34 protein-coding genes and 1 tRNA gene are annotated in these 26,675 nt (G+C 68.1%); 15 read left to right on the forward strand and 20 right to left on the reverse strand.

The genetic code is table 11. The annotated features are described in order from the left end of the window. Positions 1 to 2: 2 nt before the first annotated feature. Genes sufC through A6F68_RS02665 form a run of 7 tightly spaced genes read left to right on the forward strand, consistent with a single transcriptional unit; the run spans position 3 to position 4,157 of the window. Positions 3 to 746 (forward strand): Fe-S cluster assembly ATPase SufC, encoded by a 744-nt coding sequence (gene sufC, locus A6F68_RS02635; protein WP_067681913.1) that lies wholly within the window; start codon positions 3 to 5, stop codon positions 744 to 746. Then, positions 743 to 1,144: a hypothetical protein gene (locus A6F68_RS02640; protein WP_067675958.1), complete on the forward strand. Its 402-nt coding sequence runs from the start codon at positions 743 to 745 to the stop codon at positions 1,142 to 1,144. The genes sufC and A6F68_RS02640 overlap by 4 nt, the downstream gene beginning before the upstream one ends. Next, positions 1,144 to 1,884: a SufD family Fe-S cluster assembly protein gene (locus tag A6F68_RS02645; RefSeq protein ID WP_067675961.1), complete on the forward strand. Its 741-nt coding sequence runs from the start codon at positions 1,144 to 1,146 to the stop codon at positions 1,882 to 1,884. Before A6F68_RS02640 ends, A6F68_RS02645 begins: the two co-directional genes overlap by 1 nt. Next, entirely contained in the window at positions 1,881 to 3,050 is a 1,170-nt protein-coding gene (locus A6F68_RS02650) for an aminotransferase class V-fold PLP-dependent enzyme (protein ID WP_067675964.1), read from the forward strand. Before A6F68_RS02645 ends, A6F68_RS02650 begins: the two co-directional genes overlap by 4 nt. Continuing rightward, positions 3,047 to 3,523, forward strand: coding sequence for an SUF system Fe-S cluster assembly protein (locus A6F68_RS02655; RefSeq protein WP_067675967.1), 477 nt, complete (start codon positions 3,047 to 3,049; stop codon positions 3,521 to 3,523). The genes A6F68_RS02650 and A6F68_RS02655 overlap by 4 nt, the downstream gene beginning before the upstream one ends. A gap of 24 nt (positions 3,524 to 3,547) precedes the next feature. After that, positions 3,548 to 3,904: a HesB/IscA family protein gene (locus A6F68_RS02660; protein ID WP_067675970.1), complete on the forward strand. Its 357-nt coding sequence runs from the start codon at positions 3,548 to 3,550 to the stop codon at positions 3,902 to 3,904. Between the two features lie 34 nt (positions 3,905 to 3,938). Beyond that, positions 3,939 to 4,157: a hypothetical protein gene (locus tag A6F68_RS02665; protein ID WP_067675973.1), complete on the forward strand. Its 219-nt coding sequence runs from the start codon at positions 3,939 to 3,941 to the stop codon at positions 4,155 to 4,157. Here A6F68_RS02665 and A6F68_RS02670 read toward each other — a convergent pair. Together A6F68_RS02670 and A6F68_RS02675 are read right to left on the reverse strand one after the other, a co-directional pair. Beyond that, a complete protein-coding gene (locus A6F68_RS02670) occupies positions 4,154 to 4,579 on the reverse strand; it encodes a hypothetical protein (RefSeq protein ID WP_067675976.1) in 426 nt (141 codons plus the stop codon). The genes A6F68_RS02665 and A6F68_RS02670 overlap by 4 nt on opposite strands. Continuing rightward, the gene (locus tag A6F68_RS02675) at positions 4,576 to 5,256 is read right to left on the reverse strand and encodes an EI24 domain-containing protein (RefSeq protein WP_067675979.1); all 681 of its coding nucleotides are present in this window, start codon (positions 5,254 to 5,256) and stop codon (positions 4,576 to 4,578) included. The genes A6F68_RS02670 and A6F68_RS02675 overlap by 4 nt, the downstream gene beginning before the upstream one ends. Before the next feature lie 82 nt (positions 5,257 to 5,338). On the opposite strand from A6F68_RS02675, the gene A6F68_RS02680 reads away from it, so the two are divergent. Next, entirely contained in the window at positions 5,339 to 6,334 is a 996-nt protein-coding gene (locus A6F68_RS02680) for an adenosine kinase (RefSeq protein ID WP_067675983.1), read from the forward strand. Here the strand turns inward: A6F68_RS02680 and A6F68_RS02685 are convergent. Continuing rightward, complete coding sequence (locus A6F68_RS02685; RefSeq protein WP_067675986.1) at positions 6,331 to 7,155, reverse strand: hypothetical protein; 825 nt, start codon at positions 7,153 to 7,155, stop codon at positions 6,331 to 6,333. The genes A6F68_RS02680 and A6F68_RS02685 overlap by 4 nt on opposite strands. A 46-nt stretch (positions 7,156 to 7,201) precedes the next feature. Further along, on the reverse strand, positions 7,202 to 8,503 hold the full coding sequence (purD, locus tag A6F68_RS02690; RefSeq protein ID WP_067675989.1) for a phosphoribosylamine--glycine ligase: 1,302 nt from the start codon (positions 8,501 to 8,503) through the stop codon (positions 7,202 to 7,204). On the opposite strand from purD, the gene xseA reads away from it, so the two are divergent. Genes xseA through A6F68_RS02705 form a run of 3 tightly spaced genes read left to right on the forward strand, consistent with a single transcriptional unit; the run spans position 8,502 to position 11,053 of the window. Then, a complete protein-coding gene (gene xseA / locus A6F68_RS02695; protein ID WP_067675993.1) occupies positions 8,502 to 9,905 on the forward strand; it encodes an exodeoxyribonuclease VII large subunit in 1,404 nt (467 codons plus the stop codon). The genes purD and xseA overlap by 2 nt on opposite strands. A gap of 24 nt (positions 9,906 to 9,929) precedes the next feature. Beyond that, positions 9,930 to 10,130 carry a DUF2093 domain-containing protein gene (locus A6F68_RS02700; protein ID WP_067675996.1) on the forward strand — a complete coding sequence of 67 codons (201 nt, stop codon included), beginning with the start codon at positions 9,930 to 9,932 and terminating at the stop codon, positions 10,128 to 10,130. Further along, positions 10,127 to 11,053, forward strand: a complete 927-nt coding sequence (locus A6F68_RS02705; RefSeq protein ID WP_232308185.1) for a M23 family metallopeptidase — start codon at positions 10,127 to 10,129, stop codon at positions 11,051 to 11,053. The genes A6F68_RS02700 and A6F68_RS02705 overlap by 4 nt, the downstream gene beginning before the upstream one ends. 58 nt (positions 11,054 to 11,111) lie before the next feature. Here A6F68_RS02705 and rpmB read toward each other — a convergent pair whose 3' ends face one another. Then, the gene (gene rpmB, locus A6F68_RS02710; RefSeq protein ID WP_067675999.1) at positions 11,112 to 11,399 is read right to left on the reverse strand and encodes a 50S ribosomal protein L28; all 288 of its coding nucleotides are present in this window, start codon (positions 11,397 to 11,399) and stop codon (positions 11,112 to 11,114) included. 96 nt (positions 11,400 to 11,495) lie between these two features. Between rpmB and tadA the strand changes: the two genes are divergently transcribed. Further along, a complete protein-coding gene (tadA, locus tag A6F68_RS02715; RefSeq protein ID WP_067676002.1) occupies positions 11,496 to 11,951 on the forward strand; it encodes a tRNA adenosine(34) deaminase TadA in 456 nt (151 codons plus the stop codon). Here tadA and A6F68_RS02720 read toward each other — a convergent pair. The 5 genes from A6F68_RS02720 to A6F68_RS02740 all read right to left on the reverse strand — a co-directional run bounded on the left by A6F68_RS02720 (position 11,948) and on the right by A6F68_RS02740 (position 16,037). Continuing rightward, on the reverse strand, positions 11,948 to 12,553 hold the full coding sequence (locus A6F68_RS02720) for a ribonuclease T2 family protein (protein ID WP_232308186.1): 606 nt from the start codon (positions 12,551 to 12,553) through the stop codon (positions 11,948 to 11,950). The two genes, tadA and A6F68_RS02720, sit on opposite strands and share 4 nt — an antisense overlap. Positions 12,554 to 12,653: 100 nt before the next feature. Beyond that, the gene (locus A6F68_RS02725; RefSeq protein WP_157096625.1) at positions 12,654 to 13,046 is read right to left on the reverse strand and encodes a hypothetical protein; all 393 of its coding nucleotides are present in this window, start codon (positions 13,044 to 13,046) and stop codon (positions 12,654 to 12,656) included. A 56-nt stretch (positions 13,047 to 13,102) separates the two neighbouring features. Beyond that, positions 13,103 to 13,963, reverse strand: a complete 861-nt coding sequence (gene nadC, locus A6F68_RS02730; protein ID WP_067676011.1) for a carboxylating nicotinate-nucleotide diphosphorylase — start codon at positions 13,961 to 13,963, stop codon at positions 13,103 to 13,105. 65 nt (positions 13,964 to 14,028) lie between these two features. Next, a complete protein-coding gene (locus A6F68_RS02735; protein WP_067676014.1) occupies positions 14,029 to 14,835 on the reverse strand; it encodes a LytR/AlgR family response regulator transcription factor in 807 nt (268 codons plus the stop codon). Beyond that, positions 14,832 to 16,037 (reverse strand): sensor histidine kinase, encoded by a 1,206-nt coding sequence (locus A6F68_RS02740; protein WP_067676016.1) that lies wholly within the window; start codon positions 16,035 to 16,037, stop codon positions 14,832 to 14,834. The genes A6F68_RS02735 and A6F68_RS02740 overlap by 4 nt, the downstream gene beginning before the upstream one ends. 92 nt (positions 16,038 to 16,129) lie before the next feature. Here A6F68_RS02740 and A6F68_RS02745 point away from each other — a divergent pair, with 92 nt between their 5' ends. Beyond that, entirely contained in the window at positions 16,130 to 16,744 is a 615-nt protein-coding gene (locus A6F68_RS02745) for an HD domain-containing protein (protein WP_157096626.1), read from the forward strand. Here the strand turns inward: A6F68_RS02745 and A6F68_RS02750 are convergent. From A6F68_RS02750 to A6F68_RS02795, 10 genes are all read right to left on the reverse strand, one after another. Next, entirely contained in the window at positions 16,741 to 17,613 is an 873-nt protein-coding gene (locus A6F68_RS02750; protein ID WP_198152654.1) for a PDZ domain-containing protein, read from the reverse strand. The genes A6F68_RS02745 and A6F68_RS02750 overlap by 4 nt on opposite strands. A 101-nt stretch (positions 17,614 to 17,714) precedes the next feature. Then, the gene (locus tag A6F68_RS02755; RefSeq protein WP_067676021.1) at positions 17,715 to 18,419 is read right to left on the reverse strand and encodes a DsbA family protein; all 705 of its coding nucleotides are present in this window, start codon (positions 18,417 to 18,419) and stop codon (positions 17,715 to 17,717) included. A gap of 9 nt (positions 18,420 to 18,428) precedes the next feature. Further along, complete coding sequence (locus tag A6F68_RS02760) at positions 18,429 to 19,781, reverse strand: M48 family metalloprotease (RefSeq protein WP_067676024.1); 1,353 nt, start codon at positions 19,779 to 19,781, stop codon at positions 18,429 to 18,431. A gap of 12 nt (positions 19,782 to 19,793) precedes the next feature. Further along, the gene (locus A6F68_RS02765; protein WP_198152655.1) at positions 19,794 to 20,732 is read right to left on the reverse strand and encodes an alpha/beta hydrolase; all 939 of its coding nucleotides are present in this window, start codon (positions 20,730 to 20,732) and stop codon (positions 19,794 to 19,796) included. A gap of 26 nt (positions 20,733 to 20,758) precedes the next feature. Beyond that, positions 20,759 to 21,853, reverse strand: coding sequence for a phosphatase domain-containing protein (locus A6F68_RS02770; RefSeq protein ID WP_067676030.1), 1,095 nt, complete (start codon positions 21,851 to 21,853; stop codon positions 20,759 to 20,761). Positions 21,854 to 21,912: 59 nt separating this feature from the next. Next, entirely contained in the window at positions 21,913 to 23,808 is a 1,896-nt protein-coding gene (locus A6F68_RS15440) for a PAS domain-containing protein (RefSeq protein WP_067676033.1), read from the reverse strand. 127 nt (positions 23,809 to 23,935) lie between these two features. Continuing rightward, entirely contained in the window at positions 23,936 to 24,376 is a 441-nt protein-coding gene (locus A6F68_RS02780) for a DUF2141 domain-containing protein (protein ID WP_067676035.1), read from the reverse strand. Further along, positions 24,373 to 25,086, reverse strand: coding sequence for a sterol desaturase family protein (locus tag A6F68_RS02785; RefSeq protein ID WP_067676038.1), 714 nt, complete (start codon positions 25,084 to 25,086; stop codon positions 24,373 to 24,375). The genes A6F68_RS02780 and A6F68_RS02785 overlap by 4 nt, the downstream gene beginning before the upstream one ends. Before the next feature lie 50 nt (positions 25,087 to 25,136). Continuing rightward, complete coding sequence (locus A6F68_RS02790; protein WP_067676041.1) at positions 25,137 to 25,631, reverse strand: MmcB family DNA repair protein; 495 nt, start codon at positions 25,629 to 25,631, stop codon at positions 25,137 to 25,139. 31 nt (positions 25,632 to 25,662) lie between these two features. Further along, entirely contained in the window at positions 25,663 to 26,064 is a 402-nt protein-coding gene (locus A6F68_RS02795; protein ID WP_074428264.1) for a hypothetical protein, read from the reverse strand. Between the two features lie 110 nt (positions 26,065 to 26,174). On the opposite strand from A6F68_RS02795, the gene A6F68_RS02800 reads away from it, so the two are divergent. Together A6F68_RS02800 and A6F68_RS02805 are read left to right on the forward strand one after the other, a co-directional pair. Then, positions 26,175 to 26,251: transfer RNA gene (locus A6F68_RS02800), tRNA-Arg, on the forward strand. A 99-nt stretch (positions 26,252 to 26,350) separates the two neighbouring features. Continuing rightward, entirely contained in the window at positions 26,351 to 26,668 is a 318-nt protein-coding gene (locus A6F68_RS02805; protein ID WP_067681928.1) for a TraR/DksA family transcriptional regulator, read from the forward strand. Positions 26,669 to 26,675: the final 7 nt, after the last annotated feature.

Consider the following 26,675-nt stretch of genomic DNA (forward strand, 5'->3'; position numbering starts at 1 on the left):
CCCTGCTCAAGATCGACAACCTCCACACCATGGTCGGCGAGACCGAGATCCTGCGCGGCCTCAGCCTCGAGATCGGCGCGGGCGAGGTCCACGCGATCATGGGCCCGAACGGCGCGGGCAAGTCGACGCTCGCCTACACGCTCGGCGGACGGCCCGGTTACGAAGTGACCGCGGGGTCGGCCATGCTGGACGGCGAGGACCTGCTGGCGATGGACCCGCACGAGCGCGCCGCCGCTGGCCTGTTCCTCGGTTTCCAATACCCGGTCGAAATTCCCGGCGTGTCGAACGTCCAGTTCCTGCGCGAAGCGCTGAACGCCCAGCGCAAGGCGCGCGGTGAGGAGCCGCTGTCGGGCGGCGATTTCCTCAAGCTCGCGCGCGAGAAGGCGGGGCTGCTCCAGCTCGACATGGACATGCTCAAGCGGCAGGTGAACGTCGGCTTCTCGGGCGGCGAGAAGAAGCGCGCCGAGATGGTCCACATGGGCATCCTCGACCCGAAGCTGGCTGTGCTCGACGAGACCGACAGCGGCCTCGACATCGATGCGCTGCGCGTCGTCGGCGAAGGGATCAACACGATCATGCGCAAGCCCGACAAGGCGGTGCTGCTGATCACCCACTACCAGCGCCTGCTCGACATCGTGCAGCCCGACCGGGTGCACATCCTGTCGAAGGGCCGCATCGTGAAATCGGGCGGACCCGAACTCGCGCTCGAGCTCGAACGCGAGGGCTACGAGGCGGTCGCGGCATGAGCATGCTCGCGTCCGTCCTGTTCGTGCTTGCGCAAGCCGCCGCGCCTGCGGGGGTGGACACCTCCAAGGTCGACCCCAAGGTCGCCGCGCAGGTGCCGGTGATCACCGAGAAGCTGCGCCAATGGCGCGGGACCTGGGCCGCGGTCGACGGCAAGCTCGCCTGCCGCACGGTCAAGACTTCGGGCGACGAGGAGGTCGACAAGATCGGGTGCTTCGCCACGCTTACCTGCGTGAAACCCGCCTATCCCGAGCTGAAGGCGATCGCCGACGGCAAGGGGACCGAGGACGACAAGAAGCTGCGGATGCGCGCCAAGCTCGATTCGCTGCAGACATGCATGACCCGGCACCGCGGGCAGGGTATCGCCGAACTCGCGCTGAAGCGCGGGAAGGGCGCGTGATGCTCGAAGGGCGCCCCACCACGCATGACGAGGACTGGCGCTATGCCGACCCGGCGGCGCTGGAGGCGCTCGTCCCCGCCGACCTCGACGCGTGGCACGACACCGTGCTCGCTCCCGGCGAGACGCGGGCGAAGGACCTTGTGCTCGATGCCGGCCATCCCGGCGTCCACCGCGTGCGGATCGACGTGGGGGCGGGCGCGCGGGCCGAGCTCTTCGCGGTCCTCTCGGCGCCCGCCTACACCCGGCTCGAGGTCGAGGTGACGCTGCATGACGGCGCCCATTTCGAACTCGGCGGCGTCACCATCGGCGGCGGCGATGCCGTGCGCGAGATCGTCACGCGGGTGAACCACGCCGAGCCGAACGCGACCAGCAACCAGGTCGTGCGCAGCGTCCACTGGGGAGCTTCCGTGGGCAATTTCCTCGGCCGCCTCGCGGTCGCGCGCGATGCGCAGAAGACCGATGCGGCGCAGAGCTTCAAGGGCCTGCTGCTCGAACGCGGCGCCTCGGCCAACGCCAAGCCCGAGCTCGAGATATTCGCCGACGACGTGAAATGCGCCCACGGCGCCGCGGTCGGCCAGATGGACGAGGCGGCGCGGTTCTACATGGCCGCGCGCGGGCTTCCGCCCGAAGCCGCGCAGGCGCTGCTGGTGCGCGCGTTCGTCGCCGACGCCTTCGCGGCGCACGGCGAGCCGGACGCACTGCTCGAAGCGGCGCTGTCGGTGCTGGATTCGCGGACATGAACGTCATGACGGCCATGACCCGCAAGGACGAATTCCCCGGCCTCGCCGGCGGCTGGCACTACCTCGACACCGCTGCCACCGCGCAGAAACCGAGAGGCGTGATCGACGCGACGGTGCGGGCGATGGGCGCGGACTACGCGACGGTGCACCGCGGGGTCTATGCCCGCTCGGCCCAGATGACCCTCGGCTACGAAGCGGCGCGGCGGCGGGTCGCAGCCTTCGTCGGCGGGCGCGAGGAGGAACTGGTTTTCACCCGCGGCGCGACCGAGGCGATCAACCTCGTCGCCTACAGCTATCCACGCAAGGGCAGGGTGCTGCTGTCGGTTCTGGAGCACCACTCCAACATCGTGCCGTGGCAGCTTGCCGGGTGGCAGGTCGACGTCTGCCCACTCACCCCCGATGGGCGGATCGACCTCGACGCGGCGGAGGCGATGCTGACGCCGGAGCACACGATGGTCGCCTTTGCGCATGTCTCCAACGTGCTCGGCTCGGTGCTCGACGCGAAGCGCGCGGCCGAGCTGGCACACGCGGTGGGCGCGAAGCTGCTGCTCGACGGCTGCCAGGCCGTGCCGCGCATGCCTGTCGATGTCGCCGCGCTCGACTGCGACTTCTACGCCTTCAGCGCGCACAAGCTCTACGGTCCGACGGGGATCGGCGCGCTGTGGTCGAAGCACCTCGATGCGATGCCCCCGTGGCAGGGCGGGGGCTCGATGATCGACCGCGTGACGTTCGCGGAGACGACCTATGCCGCGCCGCCGCAGCGGTTCGAGGCCGGGACCCCCGCGATCATCGAGGCGATCGGCTTCGCGGCTGCCTGCGATTACGTGTCCGGCATCGGGCTCGAGGCGATTCACGCCCACGAGGCCGATCTGGTTCGTCACCTGCGCGATGCGCTGCGCCCGATGAACGACGTGACGCTGTTCGGGCCTGATGAAAGTGCAGGAATCGTCAGCTTCAGCGTGGATGAAATCCATCCGCACGACCTCGGCACGATCCTCGACGAGGAGAACGTGGCGATCCGCGCGGGCCACCATTGCGCCCAGCCGCTGATGGAGCATCTCGGCGTTCCCGCCACCGCGCGGGCGAGCTTCGGGCTCTACAGCGACCATACCGATATCGACGCGCTGATCCGCGGGATCGAGCGCGCCCGGAGGATTTTTTCATGAACGAGCAAACCCGGATCGAGACCGAGGAAGTCGAGAGCGTGGCCAAGCCCCCGCGTGCTTCGGTCGAAGATGTCGTTGAAACGGCAGCAGAAAAGCTCGAGCGCAAGCGCGACTATCTCGAAGGCTTCCTCGCGCAGAAGCCGCAGGTGGCCCACGCGGGTGAGCCCGGCGGCGACCTCTACGAGGCGATCGTCGATGCGCTCAAGGAGATCTACGATCCGGAAATCCCGGTGAACATCTACGATCTCGGCCTGATCTACGGCGTCGAGGTGACCGGGGACGGCGACGCCAAGGTCACCATGACGCTCACCACCCCGCATTGCCCGGTCGCCGAATCGATGCCGGGCGAGGTCGAACTGCGCGTCGGCAGCGTGCCGGGCGTCCGCGATGCAGAGGTGAATCTCGTCTGGGACCCGCCGTGGGGCCCCGACAAGATGACCGACGAGGCCCGGCTCGAACTGGGAATGCTTTAAGAAGTCCCCATATCGGAACCGACCATGACCCAGACCACCGCCCGCCAGCGCCCCGCCGCCGTGATCCTGACCCCCGCCGCCGAGGCGCGGGTGGCCGACCTCATGGCAAAGGCTCCCGAGGGCGCGATCGGCGTCAAGCTGTCGACCCCGCGGCGTGGCTGCTCGGGCCTCGCCTACTCGGTCGACTACGTGACGGAAGAAACGAAGTTCGACGAGAGGATCGAGACCCCGGGTGGCACGTTCTACATCGACGGGCCGAGCGTGCTCTACCTCGTCGGCAGCACGATGGACTGGGTTGAGGACGATTTCACTGCCGGCTTCGTGTTCGCCAATCCCAACGCCAAGGGCGCGTGTGGCTGCGGCGAGAGTTTCATGGTATGATGGCTATGTGAGCCGCACACCAACCCTCCTTCTGATGGCCCTCGGCCTTTTCGCCAAGGTACGGGCTTCGAACGCCGCAGACAGGGAGCGCCGCAAGCGCACCGACGCGATGATGGCGGATATCTTCCGCAACCGTCCGGGACGGCATCGGCGCCGTCCGCCTGAGGCAGGTATGCCAATCCCGGCAGTGCCGCCGCGCGGTCCGCGGCCCAAGCAGGGCGGTGCCGAAGCGCCGCTCGAGTTCGGCGACTAACCCTTTTTCAGCGCCCTGACGCAGCTTGCGCGGTCGACGTCGAGCCCGTCGCTCGCACGCCGCGCATCGACATAGGTCGCGAGCGGCTGTCCGCCCGGTGCAGGCGGGTACAGGTAAACGTCGAGCACGCAGGCTTCGCCAGAGAATTGCAGCTTCCTCGCGTCCCCTTCCCACACATCGAGCCGGGGCGTGCCGAACTGGCGCTGCAGCGCGCCGGTGTCCGCGCCGATCACGCCTTCCAGCCCCGGCAGGGTCATCACCCGCGCGGTGCGGAAACCAGCGGCAGGCGGCGCAGCGGGCCTTTGCGCGGGCACGGTGGTCACGCGCACGGGAATCGGCGCCGAGGCCGAGGCGACTTTCGTCCCCGTCGACGGTCCGCAGGCGGCAAGGGCGAGCGGGGCCAGGAGAAACAATCGGTTCACGGGCGACCTTTGCGCGAATGGACGAGGTGGGTTGCCGTCGCCGCCCCCAGCACGGGCGCCAGCAGGTTGATGAACGGCACGAGCAACATGCCCGCGACGATCCCGCCCAGCGCGAACCGTGTCAAGCCGGAGAGCGGCGGAGCGTCCTCTGGAGAGGTCCGGTGTCGCAACCAGACCATGTCCATCAGCTCGCGCCCCAGCAGCCAGGCGTTGACCGCCCAGAAGAGGATCGCGGTGCCGACCCCGGTGACCAGCAGAAGCAGCGCGACCGGCAGCGCCAGCGCATTCACCAGCACGGCGCGCCACAGGCCACCGAGCGCATTCCTCGCGTCCTCGGCGAAGGGCAGGTCGCGGGCGTTCGCGGCCTCGTCGGGATAGAACCGCACCTCGACCGCGCGCACGACCTCGTCGGCGAAGAACTGGAGCACCGCGAGCGCGACGATGCGGAACAGCAGCCAGCCCCCGATCACCGCGAGGAGGAGGGCGACCAGCCCGCCGACCTCGCCCCACCCGGCGGCATAGCGTTCGATCGCGAGGGCCGCGCCGCGCCATGCGGCAAAGCCGATCGCGGCAAAGATCGCCAGCGTTACCCCCATGCTCTTGGCAAGCACGCGCAGCACGCGGCCATCCCCGAGCTGGCCCAATGCGCGCGCGAACGATGAGAAGACTCCAGCCATCCGTCGTGTCCTACCGCTTGGCCTCGGCGGCGCAACCCGCTAGGCGCGCCGGGATTTTGTCTCCCCTTCCAAGGATATCCGAGTGACCGAACCCCGCTACGACGTCATCGCCATCGGCAACGCGATCGTCGACATCATGGCGCCGAGCGACGACGCGACGATCGAGCGGCTCTCGCTGAACAAGGGCGGGATGACTTTGGTCGACGCTGAGGGCGCGCGGCGGCTCTACGACGCGATGGGGCCGGCCAAGGAAATCTCGGGCGGTTCGGCGGCGAACACGCTGGCGGGTCTCGCCGCGCTGGGCGCGAAATGTGCCTTCATCGGCCAGGTCGCCGACGACCAGTTCGGCAAGGTCTTCGCGCACGACATCCGTGCCGGCGGTATCGACTTCGACACGCCGGTCCGGAGCGAAGCGGAGCCGCCGACCGCGCAGTGCCTGATCTTCGTCACCCCCGATGCGCAGCGGACGATGAACACCTTCCTCGGGGCGAGCCAGTACCTCCCCGCAGCCGCGCTCGACGAAGACGCCATCGCCGCGGCGAAGGTGCTCTATCTCGAAGGTTACCTGTGGGACCCGGAGGAACCGCGCGCGGCGATGCGCCGGGCGATCGGGGCTGCACGCGCCGCGGGCCGCGAGGTCGCCTTCACGCTGTCCGAGGTCTTCGTGATCGACCGCCACGGCGACGATTTCCGCCAGCTGATCGAAGAAGGCCTGATCGACGTCCTGTTCGCCAACCACACCGAGCTAGAGGCGCTGACCGGCACTTCGGACTTCGAGGCGGGAATCTCGGCGCTCCACGGCAAGGTCCCGACGCTTGTCGTCACCCGCAGTGCCGAGGGCGCGGTCGCGGTGCGCGGCGGCGAGCGGGCCGAGGTGCCCGCCGTGCCGACCACGGTGGTCGACACCACCGGCGCGGGCGACCTGTTCGCCGCGGGCTTCCTCTATGGCCACGTCCGCGGCGAAGCGCTCGAGACCTGCCTCAAGCGCGGTGCGATCTGCGCGGCGGAGATCATCAGTCACTACGGCGCACGGCCCGAAGCGGACCTCAAGGCGCTTATGGCGGAAAAGCTGGGCTAGGCAGCCGCCGGCATCTCGGGACGACGCGGACGCGATGGCGCGGCCTTCCAGCCGAACCAGCACGCGGCGAGGCCGAGCAGGGCCGCAACCGATAACGTGACGGCATCGGGAACCGCGGCATAGGCGCGGAAAATCTCGCGGACCGCCGCGCTCCCGGGGGTGACCCACATCACCACCGCCTGCGTCATCATGAAGGCCGAGGCGACCAGCCACGGCGCGCCGTTCTTGCGATCGCGGAAGTAGAGCGCGAGCGCGAAGATCGTGGCCAGCGTGTCGCTGATGGCGATGGTATCGAAGATGGCCTGCGGACCTTCGCTGCCGATCACGTTCATCCACGGCAGGTAATCACCCATGACCCGGCTGAACGGCGATTCGAACAGGATCAGCGGGGTCGCCAGCATGTAGCCGGCGTGCAGCTTCACGTTCCGCCGGTTCTTGAGCGCAAGGTAGAACAGGGTGAGGTAGGCAACGATGGCGATGACCATGCCGATCGCGAATGAGGGCCCGGCGTAGGCGATGAACTCGCCTTCGTTCGCCGCGAGTCGATCGGCGGAGAAGTTGATGATCATCGTCAGGCCCACGATCAGCAGAGGGAAGAGCGCGAAGCTCGCCAGACCGACCTGGCGATGCAGTGCGTTCATCCGGCGATGGATCGACACGTGCTGGACGATCAGGAAGCCCAGCCAGGTCATCGCGGTGACGGCATGGACATGGAACGCGAGCGGCACCGATCCGATCGGTGCGAAATAGCTCGCCCAGAAGCCGGTCAAAATGACCAGCAGGACGAACCCGACATAGTAATGCGCATGGCGATACGGCACGGCTATCCCTCCCCAGGTTGCCGCGACCCCTTATTCTGCCTTCTTATCAGGCACCCGCGCCAGCGTCCATCTCGCGCGCGATCTCCCGCCAGCCAATGTCGCGCCGGCAGAACAGGCTCGGCGCGTCGATCGCGTCGACAGCGGCATAGGCTTTCAGCGCCGCGTCGCGAACGGTTGCGCCCTTGGCGGTGACGCTCAGCACGCGCCCGCCGTTGGCAACGAGCTGGTCCGCAGCATGCGCCGTGCCGGCATGGAAGACCTTGGCGCCCAGCGCTTCCGCGTCGCCGAGGTCGATTGCGCCGCCCTTGGCAGGCGTGCCGGGGTAACCGTCGGCGGCCATGACGACCGTCAGCGCGATGTCCTTGCTCATCTTGACCGGCTGCACGCGGCTGAGGCGGTTCTCGGCGCAGGCGAGGAGGATTTCGCCCAGATCGTCCTCCAGCCGCATCATCAGCACCTGGCACTCCGGATCGCCAAAGCGGCAGTTGTACTCGATGAGCTTGGGCCCCTCCGAAGTCAGCATGAGCCCGGCGAAGAGCACGCCCGAATAGGGGGTGCCGTCGTCGGCCAGCGCGCGGACGGTCGGGGCGATGATCCGCTCGATCACTTCACCGCGCAGCAGAGGAGTGAGCACGCGGGCGGGGCTATAGGCGCCCATGCCGCCGGTGTTGGGTCCGGTATCGCCCTCGCCCACGCGCTTGTGATCCTGAGCGCTGCCGAAGGCGAGGACGCTGGCACCGTCGGTGAGTGCGAAGAAGCTCACTTCCTCGCCCTCCATGAACTCCTCGATCACCACCTCGGCGCCGGCATCGCCGAACTGGCCCCCGAACATCTCGGCGAGCGCGGCTTCGGCGTCCTCGCTGGTTTCGGCGATGACCACGCCTTTGCCCGCGGCGAGCCCATCGGCCTTGAGCACATAAGGCGGGGTGAAATCGGCGAGGGCGGCCTTTGCCTCGTCGAGCGAGGTCGTACGTACGTAGCCCGCGGTCGGGATCTCGGCGCGCTTGCACAGGTCCTTGGTGAAACCCTTGCTGCCCTCGAGCTGCGCGGCCGCTTGAGAGGGGCCGAAAACGCTCACCCCCTCAGCCCGCAGAGTATCGGCAAGCCCGTCGACCAGCGGCGCTTCGGGCCCGATCACCACGAGGCCGATGCGGTGCGTCTCGCAGAAATGGACCACCGCGGAATGGTCGGAGACGTCGAGGCTCGCCGCAAGCGCGTGCTCGGCGATCCCCGGGTTGCCCGGCGCGGCGTAGAGGGTATCGCTTGTCCCGGCGAGCAGGCGGGATTGCGCGAGCTTCCACGCGAGCGCATGTTCGCGCCCGCCGCTGCCCAGCAAAAGGATGTTCATGCCCGCTCCCGATGATCCGTATTCCGAAGAAGGGGCGCTGGTAGCGAAGGGACGGCCCGGCGACAACGCCGAGCCGCTCAGCGTTTCCGAGCTCTCGAACCTGCTCAAGCGGACCGTGGAGGATCGCTTCGGCCACGTCCGGCTGCGCGGCGAGCTGTCGGGCGTGAAGCGCGCGGCTTCGGGTCATCTCTATTGCGCGCTCAAGGACGACAAGGCGGTCATCGACGGGGTCATGTGGCGCGGCTCGGCCGAACGGCTCGCGTTCCTGCCGGAAGATGGCCTGGAAGTGGTCGCGAGCGGGAAGCTGACGACCTATCCCGGTCGCTCGAAGTACCAGATCGTGATCGACAGCCTCGAACTCGCGGGCGAGGGCGCGCTGCTGGCGTTGCTCGAGAAGACGCGCCAGCGGCTCGCGGCCGAAGGCCTGTTCGACCCCGCGCGCAAGCGGCCGCTGCCGTTCATCCCGACCACCATCGGCGTAGTGACCTCGCCCACCGGCGCAGTGATCCGCGACATCCTCCACCGCCTGGCCGATCGTTTCCCCAGCCGGGTCGTGGTCTGGCCGGTGCTCGTGCAGGGGCAGGGCGCGGCGGCGCAGGTCGCGCAGGCGGTGCGCGGGTTCTCCGCGCTTCCCGAGGGGCATGCGCTGCGCCCCGACCTTCTCATCGTCGCGCGGGGCGGCGGATCGATCGAGGATCTCTGGGCCTTCAACGAAGAGGTGGTCGTCCGGGCTATCGCCGACTCCACGATTCCGACGATCAGCGCCGTGGGCCACGAGACCGATACCACGCTGGCCGATTTCGCCGCGGATCGCCGCGCGCCGACGCCCACCGCGGCGGCCGAGATGGCGGTGCCGGTGCGCCGCGACCTCGTCGCAACGCTTGCCGACTTCGCCGTACGCAAGCAGCGATGCGCGCTGCGCCCGGTCGAGCTGGGACGCGAACGGCTCGAGGCGCGGGTCAGGCGGATGCCGCGGATCGACGCACTGCTGGCCCCGCAGGCGCAGCGGCTCGACGATCTTGCGGCGCGCTTGCGGCAGGGGCTGCGCGACCGCGCGGCGCAGGCACGCGAGGCGCTCCAGCACGACCGCGCAAGGCTGTCGCCGGCGCTGATTCGCCACCGCTTCGAACGCGCGCAGGACCGGCTGGCGGCCACCGCGCGGCTGATGGCGTCGCTCAACCCCGATACCCTGCTCGGCAGGGGATACGTCCGGGTGACCGGAACCGGCGGCCGCACGCTGGTCGAGGCGGCGGCGGCGAAGAAGGAGCCCGCGCTGACGCTGCATTTCCGCGACGGGCCGCTCGATGTCGCTCCGGTCGACGGCGTCCAGCGCAAGCCGCGCGCCCAGCCTTCATCCAAACGACCCGAGCCGCCCCGGCGACAGGACGATTTGTTCGGGTGAGGCATCGGTGATAGGACCCGTCCCATGCTGATGAAATCGGGCAGCAGCCCCGCGCAACTGATCTACGGTCCCAACGGGTTTCGCGTAATGCGCCCCGGCGATCACGTGCTCTGCGCGGTGAGCGGCGTCGCGGTACCGCTCGAGGAGCTGCGTTACTGGAGCGTCGATTTCCAGGAAGCCTATGCGAGTGCCGACCTCGCCACGCGGAGGCTGCTTCGCGAGTGAGAGGTACGGCGGTCGCAACAGTGACGATCCTGCTTGCCGCCTGCACAGCGGGCGACGGGGAGCCGCAGCCGACGAGCGTAGCGGTAGTCCAGCCGGTTCGCAGTCCCGCCCCGGCCCCCGGTCCGACACCTGCACCCGTGCCGACACCGGCGCCCGCTGTCACGGGTTCCCCCACCTTCGTCTTCGACGGCGAGCTTACACAGGGCGGCTGGATCGTGGGCGAGGCGCCGGGCGGAACGGTCAGCGCGACGCTGGAGCACAGGCCGCTGGTGCTCGATTCCGACGGACGCTTCTTTGCTGCGTTCGATCGCGATTCACCCGGCACCGTCACACTCGCCGCGCGCCTCGCCGATGGGCGGACGGTGCGCAGCCCGCTTTCCGTCTCGCCGAGGGCGTGGCGGATCGAGCGAATCAACGCCGCGCGCCGACCGGGCGGATCGACCGAGGCCTTCATGGCGCTGCGTCGCCCCGAGCTTGCGCGCATCGCCGCCGCGCGCAAGGTGGAAAGCGACGTGGGCGGCTGGCGGCAGGATTTCGTCTGGCCGGTGAAGGGGCGCATCTCGGGCCGGTTCGGCTCGCAGCGCATCTATCGCGGTGAGCCGGGATCCTACCACACCGGCCTCGACATCGCGCCGGGGGCGGGAACTCCCTATGTCGCTCCCGCCGACGGAGTTGTCGTGCTGGCGGCAACGAGCCCGTTCACGCTCGAAGGCCATCTGCTGATGATCGATCACGGCGGCGGGCTCAACAGCGCCTTCCTGCATTCGCAGCGGCTGGCGGTGACCGAAGGCCAGCGGGTCTCGCAGGGCCAGCTTCTCGGCTATGTCGGCGCCAGCGGCCGCACGACCGGCCCGCACCTCCACTGGTCGCTCGAATGGCAGGGCGCGCGCCTCGATCCGCTGCTGTTCCTGCCGCCGCAATAGACGCGAAAAGGGCGCCGCGGCCTGAACCGGGCGCCCCTTCAATCGCCTTCCGGGCGAGTTACGCGGCCTTGTCGGCCTTCTTCAGCTCGCGCTTCACCTTGAGCGCGCTGGCCGAGAGCTTCTCGTCGCTGGTCTTGAGCAGCCACGCGTCGAGCCCGCCGTTGTGCTCGACCGAGCGGAGGCCCTGGGTCGAGACGCGGAACTTGAAGCTGCGATCGAGCTTCTCGCTCATCAGCGTCACGTTCTGCAGGTTGGGCAGGAAGACCTTCTTGGTCTTGTTGTTGGCGTGGCTCACGTTGTGGCCGACCTGGCGGCCCTTGCCGGTGAGTTCGCAGATGCGGGACATGACTGATCTCTTCGGTAAACTGTTACGGCCGTGCCGGGAAAGGCGCGCGCTTAGCGAGAGGCTCGCGAATCGTCAAGCGGCTGCTAGAGCCGCTCGATGACTCGCTGGCCGATTCCCCTGCCCATGCAGCGCGCTCTCGCACTCGCCAGAGAGGCGGCCGAGGCGGGCGAAGTGCCCATCGGCGCGGTCGTGGTCAAGGACGGAACGGTGATCGGCGAAGGTCGCAATGCGCCGCGCGAGACCCACGATCCCACTGCGCACGCCGAGATCGCGGCGATTCGCGCCGCCGCGAAAGAACTCGGCAACGAACGGCTGACGGGGTGCGAGTTGTTCGTCACGCTCGAACCCTGCGCGATGTGCGCGGGGGCGATCGTCCATGCGCGGCTCGCCCGGGTCACATACGCCGCGCCCGATCCCAAGGGCGGGGCGGTCGCTCACGGCGCACGGGTGTTCGATCACCCGCAGGCGCTTCACAAGCCAGAGGTGGTGGCCGGAATCGGCGAGGGCGAGGCGGCAGCGCTCTTGCGCGATTTCTTCCGCGAGCGGCGCTAGAGCCCGCGCCAGATTTTCAGCGGTGCGCCGTCCTTTGCGCCGGTTCGCCGCTTGTCGCACGCTTCGGGCATGAACTTGCGATCGTAGCAGAGTCGCAGCTCTTGCAGCCATCCGCGCGGATTCAGCTTCACGCCGACCGCTTCGCGCGGCCAGGCGGGGTTGGCATAGGTCCACCTGTCGCGAAGCATGCCCACGGTGAGATTGTCCTCTTTCGACAGCCGGTCGAGGTCCGGCAGGCGCAGGCTGCTCCACAGGATGCGTGTCACCCGGAAGTAGGTCTCGGGGCGGCGCACCATGCACGCGCCGTGCTTGGCCCACTCGTTCGCCTGCATCCGCGCCGACGGCATCATGCAGAGGTTCCGGCGCACTTCGGCGGGCGCGAGCTTGCGGGCGGTCGGGCACCACTGCGGCCAGGTGCCGCGTCCTTCGGGCCACAACCCGTGCACGACCAGCCCGAACCGCCCGCTGCGCCCCGAGCACTGTACCGCGTCCGCTGGGCGGGTCTCGCGGCCTTTGCAGAACTCGGGCGCCCAGCTGAGGGCGAACGTGTAGGCGGTGATCGGCACACGCCGAGCAGGCCCGTCGGGCTGGACTCGCGGCACTTGCACTGATTGGGGCGCGCGGCACTGGTAAGCCTGAGCGTGGACCGCCGTCGGCAAGGCGCCGGCGAGCGCTGCCGCTGCGACTGACCGGAGGGAAGACCTATTCAAAGACGGATCCGACCCGCTGCCGCGCGGCCGCGAACCATCGGTTGGCCGAGGGAGTGAACAACAAGGCGGCGGCGACGACTCCGATCAATGATACCAACGCGCCCAGGGGGTCGAGATGTGCAGCGGGAGACTCGAAACTGTCCCGGGCCGAGATGACGGTGGCCCACACCTTCACTCCGCTGACTATCAAGATCAGCCATCGGGCGGCGTTGCTGGCGCGGAACCAGATGAACCCCAGGGGAATCAATGCGATGCTCAACCGCGCGCACGTCAGGCTGACAGCGCGGACGCGTTCGCCCTCGTCGGCCGGTACATGCCACGTGCCGTCTCCGTGCAGGAAGCCGAAATCGCTCAGGCTTTCGAGCAAGCCGAGCAACGCTGCCATGATGCACAGGATGGCGAAAGCGCGAACAGCCAGCGGTCGCGGACCCTTCACAAAGGTCACAGCGGCGTGAAATCCAGCCCGATGTCGGCTGCGGGCGCACTCTGGGTGAGGCGGCCGACCGAAACGTAGTTCACTCCGGTCGCGGCCTTCGCCTTGATCGTGTCGAGGTTGATACCCCCGCTCGCCTCTGTCGGGACGCGCCCCGCGACGAGCGCGACCGCTTCGCGCAAGGTGGCCGGGTCCATGTTGTCGAGCAGCAGGCGGGTGGCACCGGCGGCGAGCGCGGGTTCGATCTGGTCGATCCGGTCGACCTCGCAGATGATCTCCTGCACACCCGCAGCGACCGCGCGGCGCACCGCCTCGCCCACGGTGCCCGCCACCAGCACGTGGTTGTCCTTGATCATCGCCGCGTCCCACAGGCCCATCCGGTGGTTCGCCGCGCCGCCCATGCGGGTGGCGTACTTTTCGAGATGGCGGAGACCTGGGATCGTCTTGCGCGTGTCGAGCAGGGTGCAGGCCGGATTGTCCATCGCCCGCACATACTCGCGGGTCATCGTCGCGATTCCCGACAGATGCTGCACGGTGTTCAGTGCGCTGCGCTCGGCGGTGAGCATCGCGCGGGCATTGCCTTCGAGGCGCATCAGGTCCGCTCCCGGGGACACCTCCTCGCCTTCTTCGACCAGCAGTTCGATCGTCATGTCCGGATCGAGCGCGCGAAAGAACGCCTCGGCCACGGGAAGCCCCGCGACGACGATCGCGTCGCGGCTGTCCATCACTCCCGAAAACCGCGCGTCCGCCGGGATCACGCTTTCGCTCGTCACGTCCCGACCGCCGCCGGGCAATCCTTCGCCGAGGTCCTCCGCGAGGGTTTCGCGGACGAAGCGGGAGAGATCGAAGCCGGGAAGATCCAATGCCATCCCGGTGCCTTAGCGCAAAAAAGGGCTACGGACAGCAGAGCGCGCGGAGGCGCGCTCGAAAAGCATCAATGCACGAAGCGCGCGACCACGTCCCGGTAGCTCCGGCTCACCTTCACCTCTGCGCCGCTGTCGAGCACCAGGAAGCATTCGCCATTGGTGTGCGGGCGCACCTGGCGCACCTGGTTGAGGTTGACGATCGTCGAACGGTGGACGCGCTGGAAGATGCGCGGGTCGAGGCGGCGCTCGAGATCCTTCATCGTCTCACGCAGGACGAGGCTGTTGTTGCCGGTCGAGATGACCATGTAGTCGCCGGCGGCCTCGATATGCTCGATCGAATCGATCTCGACGCGGAAGATCTGGCCGCGGTCCTTGATGTTGATGAGCTTCTCGTAGCGGTCGGCGCTCTCGCTCGGCGCGGCGTCGTCGGCGGCAAATTCCTCGGCGGCGTCGGGCGCCACTTCGCTGAGCACGCTCTTGAGCTTTTCGGCCTCCTCGGCGCTGCGCTTCTCCGCGAGGCGCTGGCGTACGCGCTCGACCGTATCCGCCAGCTTGTCCTCGTCCACCGGCTTCATCAGGTAGTTGACGGCGTTCGCTTCGAATGCGCGGATCGCATGTTCCTCGAAAGCGGTGACGAAGACGAACAGCGGGGGCTCGATCTCCATCACGCCCTTCACAACGCTGAACCCGTCGAACCCGGGCATCTGGATGTCGAGGAAGACGAGATCGGGCTTTTCGGTCTTGATCGCGCGGATCGCCTCGCGCCCGTTGGCGCAGGTGCCGATGATTTCGACGTCATCGAATTTCGCGAGGCGCAGCTGGAGGCCCTGGATGGCGAGTTTTTCGTCGTCGACGAGCAGGGTGCGGATAGTCATGCGGCATTTCCAATCGATCGCGGCTCGGGCCGCGGGGCAATAACGACATCGGCGGCAGGCGGTTTCGCCTGCGCAGGCGGGGCTTGCCGTTCGGCGGCTTCGTGCGGGATCTCGATGATCACGGTAAAGCCGCCTTCGGGCGGGTTGCGGATTTCGAAGCGGTGGTCCTCACCGTAAGCTTGCTGGAGTCGGTCGCGGATGTTGGCGAGGCCGACGCCGGTCGACACCGTCCTGCCCACTCCCGCGAGTGCGCTGGGAACGCTGGCCCTCGCCGCATTGTCGCGCAAGCCCGGGCCGGTGTCGGATACGGCGATGCGCAGCCGCCGTCCGACGAGTTGCGCGGAAAGCGTGATGCATGCGCCCTCTTCCTGCGGGCTGACGGCATACTTGATCGCGTTCTCGACGAGCGGCTGGAGCAGCATCGAGGGCAGGCAGGCATTCGCCGCTTCGGGCTCCACATGAAACTCCGTTCGCAGCCTCTCCTCGAAGCGCATCCGTTCGATGCCGAGGTAGAGCTGCAGCGTTTCGACTTCTTGCGCGACGGTGACCTTGCTCCCCGGCTCGCTGACCAATGTGTGGCGCAGGAAGGCGGACAGCCGAGTGAGCATCGCGTTCGCGGGCTCGGTCTGCTTGAGCAGGACAAGCGTGCTGATCGAATTGAGCGTATTGAACAGGAAGTGCGGGTTGAGCTGGTAGCGCAGCATCGCGAGCTGCGCGCTGGTCGCCTGTGCCTCCAGCCGTTCCAGCCGGTCGGCCTGTTCCTCGACCTGGAGAAAGAAGTTGATGGCGTAGTAGAGCGCCGACCAGGCGCCGAGCAGCGTGCCGTCGAGATACGCGAGCGCCAGCATCCGTTGCACGAATGTCGTCTCGCGGATGCCCGAGTAGTAGATGCCCTGCAGCCAGGCGTCGATCGCGGCGTAGACCGCCACCGCGGTGGCCAGCACGAGCGCCGTCGTGCTCCAGGTCACGAAAGCACTCTTCTTGATGAGCTGGCCGTAGATCACGCTGAGCACGAGGCTGATCGCGAAGCCGGTGATGATCTGGACCAGCACCACCAGCAGCAGGTCCCACGGCTGCTGGTTGGCGATCGCGGAAGTCGAGCGCAGCACGAACACACCGCCCCAGCCCGCGAACTGCAGGTTCCAGAAGGCGGCGTTCTTGTTGTCGAAGAACGGCGCGGGACGGAAGGGCAGCATGGCCATGATCCGCCTCTAACCTAGTTTCTCGGGCCAGTCAGACAAGTTTTGGCATAGTCGCGCTTGATGCGGTATGACCTGCGGCAAGGAGAGACGAAATGGACGTGACCGACGACACCCTGCACGGCATCCAGGAGCGTGCGAAGTTTCGCGAGATGAAGGAAGGCACCCAGGAAGACTGGGCGATCATCGGTTCCGAATACATGGCTTTCGCGCAAGGATTGCCCGATCGCGTGCTGACACATCTCAGGCTTCTCGACGGCGATTTCGGCGGCTTCCCGGTCGACCGGCTCGAGCATTCGCTGCAGACCGCCACCCGCGCGCACCGCGACGGACGCGACGACCAGTACGTCGTCATGGCGCTCCTCCACGACATCGGCGACACGCTCGGTACCTACAACCATCCCGAGGTCGCCGCTTCGATCATCAAGCCGTTCGTGTCGGAGGAAGTGCACTGGATCTGCCAGAACCACGGGCATTTCCAGGGCTACTACTACTTCCACTACCTCGGCATGGATCGCGAATCGCGCGAACAGTTTCGCGGATCGCCCTATTTCGATGCCTGCGCCGAGTTCTGCGAGAAGTACGACCAGGCCGCCTTCGATCCCGACTATGCGAGCGAACCGCTCGAGTTCTTCGAGCCGATCGTGCGCCGGGTGATGGCGCGGCCCATCAACTCGCTCTACGCGAAAGCGCAGGCGCAGGCGGCCTAGGAGCCCGTTTCCCGGCGGAAATGGCGGCGCCAGTCGGCCTGCCCGCCGGGCTGCACCAGCGATTGCATGCCCTCGATCTCGGCGGCGACACCCTCCGCGCGTTCGTCCCATCCGTCGTGGGTGCGGGCGCGGAAGATCCACCCGTCGTTGCCGGGGCCCCAACGCTCGAAGAAGCGGACGGCCGCCTGCGGATCGTAGCCCGCGTTGGCGAGCAGCCACGGCATCATGCGGTCCGCTTCGCGCTCGGACGTACGGATGTTCTTCTGCTTCCGGCCCACCTTCCGCAGCCAGAGCTTGTGGGAGAGCAGGTTGTGCGCGAACTCGTGCGCGATCGCGGCGGCGATCTCGTCCTCGCCGTATTCGAACCCGGCGAACTTGCGCCCGATCAGCACCCGCTTGCCGTCGGCGACGGCCCTGCCGCCGCTGTCGAGCAGCTCAAAGCGCGACGGGCACGCGGGTACGCCGGCAATGGTTTCTTCGCGCAATCGTCCCTCGGCACCCCGCCACGCGATGCGCACCTTGCCATTGGCGGCCAAGGCCGCATCGATGCCGTCGTGAAGTGCGGTCAGGCGCTGCCAGTCACCTGCCTTGACCGGTGGCAGATCGGCCATCGACCGACCGTCGATCGCGAGAATCTCCGCATTCGCGTCAAGGCCCGCGCGTGCGGCCGGGCTTCCGGGGACCACTACCTGCACCGCGATGTCGCCCGCGATGCCGGCCGCGGCGCGCATCCGTGCAGGCTCGGTGTAGTTGGCCATGTCCTGTAGCAGCAATCCGATCGCCGGGCGTGCATCGCAATACGCCGCATTGCCGGTGGCGAGCCGCCAGCCGATCGACTGGAGTCGCAGGTCTTCGGCCTGAAGCCTCACGAGACCCGCCCGATCGGCCTGGGGACTTGCGACCGCCGGAGCCGACGCGAGAGCCAAGGCTGCGATTGCCCCGGCCATCGACCTCGCAGCCACGCGCGCCATCAGGCGCCCTTGCGCGCGGCCTCAACCGCCTCGGCCAGCCGCTCGCGCCCGACGGCGCCCGCGAAGACCTTGTCGCCCGCGACCCAGCTGGGCGTGCCGTCAAAGCCGAGCCGGCGGGCCAGCGCGATGTTGTTCTGCAGTTCGAAAGTCGCCGCTTCGGATTGGGCAAAAGCACGTGCGGCATCCATGTCCAGTCCGGCAGCTTCGGCGGCGATGGCGATCGTCGCGTCGGTGGGCGTGCCGTGAGCGAACAACGCGTCGTGGAACACGGCGTACTTGCCCTGGCGTGCCGCGGCGAGCGCCATCCGCGCGGGCATCTCGCTGCCTTCGAAAATCGGCCATTCGCGCATGACCACGCGCAAGTCGGGATTGGCCGCGACCAGCGCCTTCACGTCGGCGACCGACTGGCGGCAGAAGCTGCAGCCGTAGTCGGTGAATTCGACCAGTGTGACCGACCCTTGGGGGTTGCCGAGGACAGCGCCGGGAAACGGGCGGGTCACTTCGTCGGCAACATCGGCCAGGCGGTCCTTCGCCTCGTTGGCCTGGTAGGCTTCGGCCATCTCGGGCAGGATCTCGGGATGCGCGAGCAGCCAGGCGCGGGTCGCTTCGCCACCCAGCCCGGACAGCGCGAACGCCCACGCACCCAGGAAACCGAAGACGAGCGCGACGAGCGCGGTGGGGAGGAAGGAGAGCAGCCGGTTCATGTGCAAGCGCTATCGACGCTTGCTCTGGCGTTCAAGCTCGGCGCGCGCCTGCAGTTCGATATCCTGCGCGCGAAGCCAGTCGGGGGAGCCCTTGGGCAGGCCGGCCACAGCCGCCTGCGCGCTGCGAAGGGCTTCGCCGTAGCGCCGGCTCATCGCCTGCTGCTCGGCGCTGGCGAGGCGCGCGCGCGGCATGTCGCCCTGCGCGGCATAGATCACGCCGAGCTGGTACCATGCGAAGGGATTGAAGCGATCACGCGCGACCGCCGCCCTCAGCACGGTCTCGGCCTCGGCATGGTTCGCCGTGTCCTCGGTCGCGATCAGCGCATGGCCGAACACGGCGGCGATCAGCGGGGCATTGCCCGTGAGCGCGGTCGCCTTGCGCAAGGGCGCCAGCGCCTCTGCGGGGCGACCCGATTCGAGGAGCACCTGCCCCTCGAGCTCGAGGAAATAGGGATTGTCCGGCTCCGCCGCGATCAGCGCCCGGGTTTCGGCAAGCGACTTGTCGACCAGCGCGTCCTTGTGAAACGCATAGGCCCGGGCATAGCGCGCCGCGATGCCCGTATCGCTTTCCGGATAGTCGCGCAGGGTCTTCGCCGGTTCCTGGATGTAGCCGGCCAGCTTCGCCTTCGCGAGCTGGAAACGCTTTTCCAGCGCGGCATCCGGCGGCCGGGTCCATGCGGGATCGACCTGGTAGGTTTCGGTCAGCCGGGCAAGCCGGTCGCCCGACAACGGGTGGGTCGAAACGAACGCGTCGTCGTCACTCGGGTTGTAGCCGTAACGGAACTCGAGGTTCTGCAGCTTCTTGAAGAAGGCGAGCGAGCCGCGTCCGGAGATTCCCGCCTTCGACAGGTACTCGGCGCCGGCCGCGTCGGCCGCGCTTTCCTGCATGCGGCTGAAGGACAGGTACTTGCCCAGAGCGGCGCGCTGGCCTGCCATGAGCACGCCCATGGCGGCGTCGCCCGATCCGGCTGCTGCGGCGGCCGCGGCCAGCACGAGCGACAACAGCGAGATACCGGTCGCCTCGCTTGCTCCCGCCGAATTGATCACGTGCCCGCCGGTGATGTGCCCCAGTTCGTGCGCGATCACGCCCTGCACTTCTTCGGCGCTGTCGGCAGCGTCGATCAGGCCGGTGTGGATATAGATCGCCTGCCCGCCCGCGACGAACGCGTTGAGGCTCTGGTCGCCGACGAGGACGATCTCGACATTGCCCGGCTCAAGCCCGGCGGCGCTGATCAGCGGCGCGGCCATGTCGTCGAGCAGTGCCTCGGTCTCGGCATCGCGCAGGATGGACTGGGCCGCGGCCGGCTGCGCTACGAGCGACAGCGCCGCGAAAACGGCGAGGATACGGGTGAGCAGGCGCATGCGGCCCTGCGTCTAGCGGGTTTCGCGCTGAACCGGAACTGAAGGCGACTCTGCCGGTGACGCGGGCGCGGTCACCCGGCGGGCGAAGTCGATCAGCGGCTCGCGCACGATCCCGCCCTGCGCGAAGGGCTTGGACAGTGCCATGATGATTCCCGCATGGCCCATTCCCTCGTACTCGCGCTCCTCTACGCGACCGCCCCTGGCCTCGACCGCAGCGGCAAGGCGGCGGGCATTGCGCACCCGCACGACGGTGTCTGCCGTCCCGTGCATGAGCAGGAGTGGCGGCGCGTCACCGCGCGCGAAGGTGATGGGCTGGGTCGTCGCGGGGTCGTCGACATGGCCCAGGGCGTTGCGCGCCGAATCGCTGGTGAAGGGATAGAAGTCGGCTGGCCCGGCGAGGCTGATGGTCCCTCCGATCGCGCTTTCCGGCACGCCCGCAGCCGCCAGCCACCGCGGATCGAGCGTCATCATCAGCACGTTGTAGGCGCCGGCCGAATGGCCCGCGAGGACGATCCGGTCGGTGGCCACGCCGTTGCCTGCTGCTGCCTTGCGGGCCCAGGCTATGGCCGCCGCAGTATCCTGCAGCATGGCGGGATAGCGCCCGTCGGGCACGAGCCGGTAGCCGACGAGTGCGGTTGCGAAGCCCGCCTCGCCCAGCGTGCGCGCGACGAAGCGATAGTCTTCGGGCGCGCCCGAGTGCCAACCGCCTCCGTGGACGAAAACAACCAGCGGCTTGGCCTGGTCGGTGGATTCGCCCGCCGGCACCCAGAGTTCCGCTCGCTGGGCCGGGTCGGTCCCGTACTGCGCGCGCGCGGCCAGCGAGACTGCGGTCGAGCGCGGAAACCGCGCGTCGACCCATTCGAGCGTCGCTGCAGAGCCCTGCGCTTCCGCCCAGCGCCAGAGGCCGAAGGCCGCCAGCGCCAGCAACCCGAATGCGAATGCGACTCCCATGATCCACCTCTTCGCCCGCCGCCGGTTCATTCTGCTTTCCCCTCCTGGACGGTCTTGACGATCTGCGCGGTCTCGCCGCCGGTGGAGATGCCGATCGCGCGCAGGAACTCGCTACCGGTGGCGAAGTCGTTGCCCAGCCACAGCGGCACGCCGGCATCCTCGATCGCGGCCTTTCCGGCGTTCTCTTCGGGCGAGAAGGGGCCGACCGCGGTGCGGATGAAGACCGCGGCGATCCGGCCCGGCCAGGCCTCTACCGTCGCGGCATAGGCCGGCAGGTCGCCCTGCGTATCGTCGCCGATGAGGGCGAAGTGCATGTCCGGATAGAATGCCAGCAACCGGTCGAGCGCGGCGCGCTTGTGTGCGCCGTGGCTCGACGAGCCGAAGGTCGCGCGATTGAGACCCCAATCGCGGAGCAGCAGCGGCCCCAGTGGCAGGTTGCGGCTCTGCTGGAACGCGACGAGGTAGGAAAAGAGGTTCCACGGCGAGGATGAAATGTAGAAGAACGGGCGATGGGTCGCCGCATAATGAGTGCCCGCGCCCCCCGGCTCGGCCAGGACCGCGCCGCCGCCGAGCGCGCCATAGAATACGTCGGCGCCGGGCACCGCGATACGCTCGTCGGGCAGTTCGGCGAGCACCCGCCGCCAGTTCTTCGCCACCGATCGCACCCCGCCGGTGATCCCCGTCTCGACGATCGTGTCGTCGATGTCCGAGATGACCGCCAGCCGGGTCGCATCACCGGGGGCGAGAACATAGGCGTCGATGCATTGCGGGCCCTCGGGCGTCAGCCAGTGCAGGCAGGCGACCTCCCATTCCGGCGCGCTCGCGAATGGCCAGGCGGGATAGAGCGCGACGTCGAAATGGACGTAGCCTTCCTTGTCCGTCGTGGCGTGATGGTCGCGGGCGGCACCGTCAGGGTCCCTCAGTTCGAGCCGGACCGCGAGGCCTGCGACCTCGTGCGAGGCGAACTGGGAGAGCATCGTGCGCATCACGCGCGCGCGGCTGCCGGGGGCGAACCTGGTCTCGCTCGCGCGCAAAGCCCGTGCCGACAGCGTCAGGCGGGTCTCGCTACGATAGCCGAAGAACGGCTGGATGCGGATCGGCGCGCGGGCGAAGATGGCCATCGCGCCTGCGCTAGCGAGCGCAAGCGCGCGGCGAAACCCTTAAGTGCTAACGGCTTGGCTCAGGCGACGAGCTTCTTCGCCGCCTTCTCGATGAGGGCGGTGTCGCAAACTTCGCCCAGCACCACGACCTCGCCACCGGAGCGGCGGATCATGACCAGCGAGAATTCCTCGCCCTCGGCAGCGATGTCTTCGAAGCCGAGCGGAGCGATGGCGCGCAGCTTGCGGGCGAGCGCTTCGCGCGGAGTTTCGCGCACCGCGGGTTCGCCATCGTCCGCCTTGCGGCAGGCGCGTTCGGCCTGGACCACACCTTTCAGGCCGCCTTCCGCGGCCTGGAGGTATCCGGCGAGCGCCCCGCGCTCGATACCCACGCGATGTGCGTGGGTCAGGACCGATGCGTATTCGGCGATGCGCGTCTTGTCGTAATCGGCCCCGAAGACGAGCTTCACCACCGGGGTCATCGGCGCGCGGTCCTGAACGGTCAGGCCGCTGTCGGCGATCAGTTCGGCGAATTCCTCGGGCTCCGCCTGGGCGGCCAGGCTGAAGTCGTAGGCGCGCCCGACCGCCGCATAGAGCGCACTGCGGCTGCGGTCCTCGGAAGCGCGTGCGGCCATCGCCAGTTCGCGGGCCGAGGCGAGGCAGTCGTAGAGGCCTTGCGTATCTTCCGCGCCGCCGAAATCGCCAGCGACGAAATCTTCGGAATCGTCGGCATCGTTGGCGACGACCATCGCGGCAACCGCGGCGAGCGGCGCAGGCTCGAAAGCGGCGTCGGGTTCGACCGCGTCGACCAGGTCGAGCGGTTCCTCTTCTGCGCCGTCGTCCGCATGCGCATACTCTGCATCGTCAACCGAGGTGAGCGGCGCGAAGCTGTAGGGTTCGGGCGCTTCCTCGACCGGAGCGTCCAGCTCGAGCGGCGCGTTCGCGTCGTCCTGCGGTGCAAAGCATTCTTCGGGCAGTTCATCGAGCGGAGTCGGGCGCTTCAGCCACTTGGCTACCGGGTCCTCGTCCTCGTCGTCCTCGCCGTAATCGTCCTCGTCGTCGAAGTCGTCTCCGCCCGCGCGGCCACCGCCCAGCGTCAAGAGCGAAGCGAAGCGACTGGGACCCTCGGGCTCGTCGTCGACTGCCTCGATGGCTTCGTAAAGGCCGGATTCTTCTTCGTCCTCGGCCTCGTCCTCTTCGGCATAGCCGTAAGGCGCGTCCGCAGCGACATCTTCGGCGTCGTCGCTCCCGAACGCGGGCAGGGGGAACGGGTCGTCACCGACGGTGTCCGCCGCCGGGGCCCGCATCGGCTCCGCCTCGGCGCCACCCGGGCCGTCGGCCCAGTCGGTCACCGGGTCGGTCGCCCGCGGGCGCGCATCTTCGGCTTCGAGTGCCTGGTCGATTTCGAGAAGGAGCTCGTCGCTGGTCAGCTGGTCGGCCATCTCCTTCCAGTTGATCACGCCGTAGATGAAATCGATCGTATCGTCGTCGCTCGAGAACGGCAGCAGGATCCCGCGATAGAGAATCGCGGTTCCGCGCTGGTTGACGAATTCGGCCTCGAAACCGATCGGCGCCTGGTTGGCGAGGATCTGCATGTAGTGATCGGTGATCCGCGTCAGCAGAGAGCGGGGCGGCACCTGGCCCAGGCTTCCCACGGTCGGGGACACTTCGCATTCCTCGGCAAGCGAGGCGCCAAGGAATCGGATCGAGGGATCGTCGATCCCGTTGGTGAAGTCGAGCAGTACCGAATAGGGCCCGAAGTCGGGCAGGGCATCGGGATCGAGATCCTCGATCGAGGGGAAGTTGCGGTCCGCCAGCAGGCTCGCCCAGTGGTTGTAGGCGCGCACCTGCATGCGCCGCTCGTCCTGCCCGACCGGGCTGGGCGGCGGTTCGCTGCCGACCTCGTCGTCCCCGAGCCCGAAATCGTGCTCGCTCGACCCGTAGTCGACGGCCCCGAGATATCCCCGCAGGTTATCCATCGCGTTTCGCTACCCCCGTTGCGGCGTGCAGGCGCACACCCGATGCGATCGGAGGGGTTGTGCCGCTACGTGGTAAACATACCGTTAACTCGCTTCGCGACTTTTTGCCGTCGCGGCGCCGGCGACGTCACAGCATGTAGCGCATCTTGATCGTCAGGCTGACGTCACCGTCCCCGACCGGGAAGACCGCGTCGGCGTATTTGGGCGGAGCCATGCGGACGGGCGCGTCGCGCGAGAAACCGAAGCCTTCCTTGGGCATCATGCCCAGCGCGCGGTCGGCCTTGCCGTTGTTGTTCTCGTCGTGGAGCAGGGCGATGGCGTATCGCCCCGGCGTCACGTTCTTGAAGGTGAGCTTGAGGGTCGTCGCGGCTGGGACCACGAGGCGGTACGAAGCCGCATCGCCCGCGCACTTGGGAAAGCGCGCCTCGTTCGACGTCATGCAGGCGCGCACCACGCCCTTGGCCGAGCGCATACCGGTGACCGACACGGTCACCTCGCGCGTGGGCGCCGCGCCGCCGACCACCAGCGCGGCAGCGGCGATCGCCACGGCCTTCGCGGACCAGCTCATGGCCGGGCGAGCCCGCGGTCGGTGCCGCACAGCTTGTCCCAGACGCGGAAATAGAGGCCGTAGTTGCATTTGTAGAGATCGTGGTGCCGTTGATGATGGCTGGCGGTTATCAGCCACTCCCCCAACCGGGAGTGAACGAGCCAGCGAGGAAACATCTCCCACCCCATGTGGTTGGTGACGCCCATCACGGTCATGATCGTGAGCACGAGGCCGAGCATCGCGACGTGGATCGGGACCACGAACACGAGGGCGGGGATGACCACGGCCCCGGTCACGGCTTCCCAGGGATGGAAGCTCATCGCCGCCCAGGCGGTCGGCGGGCGGCTGGCGTGGTGGACCGCATGGGCGATGCGAAACGGTTTCGGTCGATGCATCAAGCGGTGGGTCCAGTAGAACCAGGTGTCGTGCGCGGCGAGGTAGGCGAGGACGCTCAGCGGCAGGTACCACAGGGGGAACGCGCTCCAGTCGGTGTAGATGCGGGTCCAGCCGTGCTCCTGCCAGCCCCAGGCAACGACACCGGCCGGTATGCCGTAGATCGCCGCCGAGGCGAGCGACCAGCCGATCTCCTTGCGTATCTGCGGCTCGAGCCCGCGATAGAGCCCCGGTCGCACGCGCGATGTCGCCCAGGCGAACCCTCCGCTCGACAGCACGTACCGTACTGCGACGATCGCGGTCATTGCGGCGGCAGAAATGAGGATACCGGCGAGCATCGTGGCATCGCTCTACGCGCGGCGGGCTATGCTGGCTAGATCGCCCGGGACTAGATCGATTGGCCCCAGGGGGCGCAATGCGGATCGGCGGCGACGATGCCGCGGCGCAGGGCCGTGCGGGCAAGGCGCTCCACCTCGACCTTGCGACGCGCCGGAGCGAGCGGATGGCTCGGCGCCGGACGGACGATCTCGGCATCGTAGCCGTCGGCCACTATCACACCGCAGCAATCGGGCCTGAAGTCGAGCCCGTCGAGGATCGCGCGATCGATTCCGGGCGGCACGCCCCAGTAGAACCGGTCGCAGAAGTCGAGATAGTCGGGCCACTTGCCGTCCCCGACCAGGTCCGCGCGGCTGACCTTGACCTCGACGATCACGATGCGCCCCTTCGGATCGACTCCCATGAGGTCGGCGCGCCGCCCGTTCCGGAGCGGCATTTCGGCAAGGCACCAGATATCGTTACGGGCGAACAGCCGGTTGATCCCGCGACAGACGGCAATCGCGTCATGACGGTCGGCCGCCAGCGTCAGCGCAGGTGAATCAGGCATTCCGGCTTCGTGGAACAGAAGCGGAACGAGGTCAAGCCTTGCGAAGGGGCCCCATCGAACCCTGCTCGGGCACCAGGGCCAGCAGCGCGGCGCGGGCCGCGTGGTATTCGCGCCAGAGGGTCAGAGCGGCCGGGGTCGGGTCCTGGCCCCGCGCCGACACGGCGAGCAGCGCCTTGACCCCCGGGGTCATCATCGCGGCAAGGTCGGCCACTCCGTTCGTGGCAAGCTCGAGCCGCCAGCCGCCGACGTCGCGGATCAGCGCTGGGAAGTTGCGCACCTGCACGGTCGGCTTCTCGGAAGCGAGCCCGGCCAGCGCAGCAACCGCGCTGGCGGCGTCCTGCAGCGCGGCCCACTGCACGCTCATCGCGCTGGGCCCGCGCAGGGCGGCGCCTTCCGGGCGTGATGCAGTGAAGTCGGTGGGCAGGACGCTCATCAGGACTCGCTCGTTAACCCGATTCGCTTGCCAAATCGCTAATGCGCGCGTCCCCGCCACAAGACGCTGGCGCCCCCCGGATCGCTTTGCTAAGCGCCCGCCTCCCGGATGCACCCGTAGCTCAGCTGGATAGAGCGCTGCCCTCCGAAGGCAGAGGTCACAGGTTCGAATCCTGTCGGGTGCGCCACCTCCTTCGCACGACCGTCTGCCATTTGCGCTGGATCAATGCTGTCCCGCCTCACCCGGTCATAGTGTCGCAAGTCTAGAGCGAGGGAGGGTGGGCGAAGTGACCAGTGAAGCGACGGCGAGAGTGCAGCTTGAGGACCGCCTGGCGGAGCTGAAAGGCCGTCTAGCGCACCTTGATGCGGACCTGTCCGAACCGCTGAATCCGGACTCGTCGGAGCGCGCGGTCGAGATGGAGGACGATGTGCCGCTCGAAGCGCAGGCCGAGCTCGTCACGCGCGAGATCGAATCGGTCAGCCGCGCCCTCGACCGGCTGGACAAGGGCACCTACGGCATATGCGTTCGCTGCGGGGTCGCGGTGGCACCCGCGCGCCTCGAAGCACGCCCTGAAGCGGCCTTGTGCATCGAGTGCGCGCAGTGATCCTGGC

The sequence above is a fragment of the Tsuneonella dongtanensis genome (genome assembly GCF_001698205.1).
Taxonomy (GTDB): domain Bacteria; phylum Pseudomonadota; class Alphaproteobacteria; order Sphingomonadales; family Sphingomonadaceae; genus Tsuneonella; species Tsuneonella dongtanensis.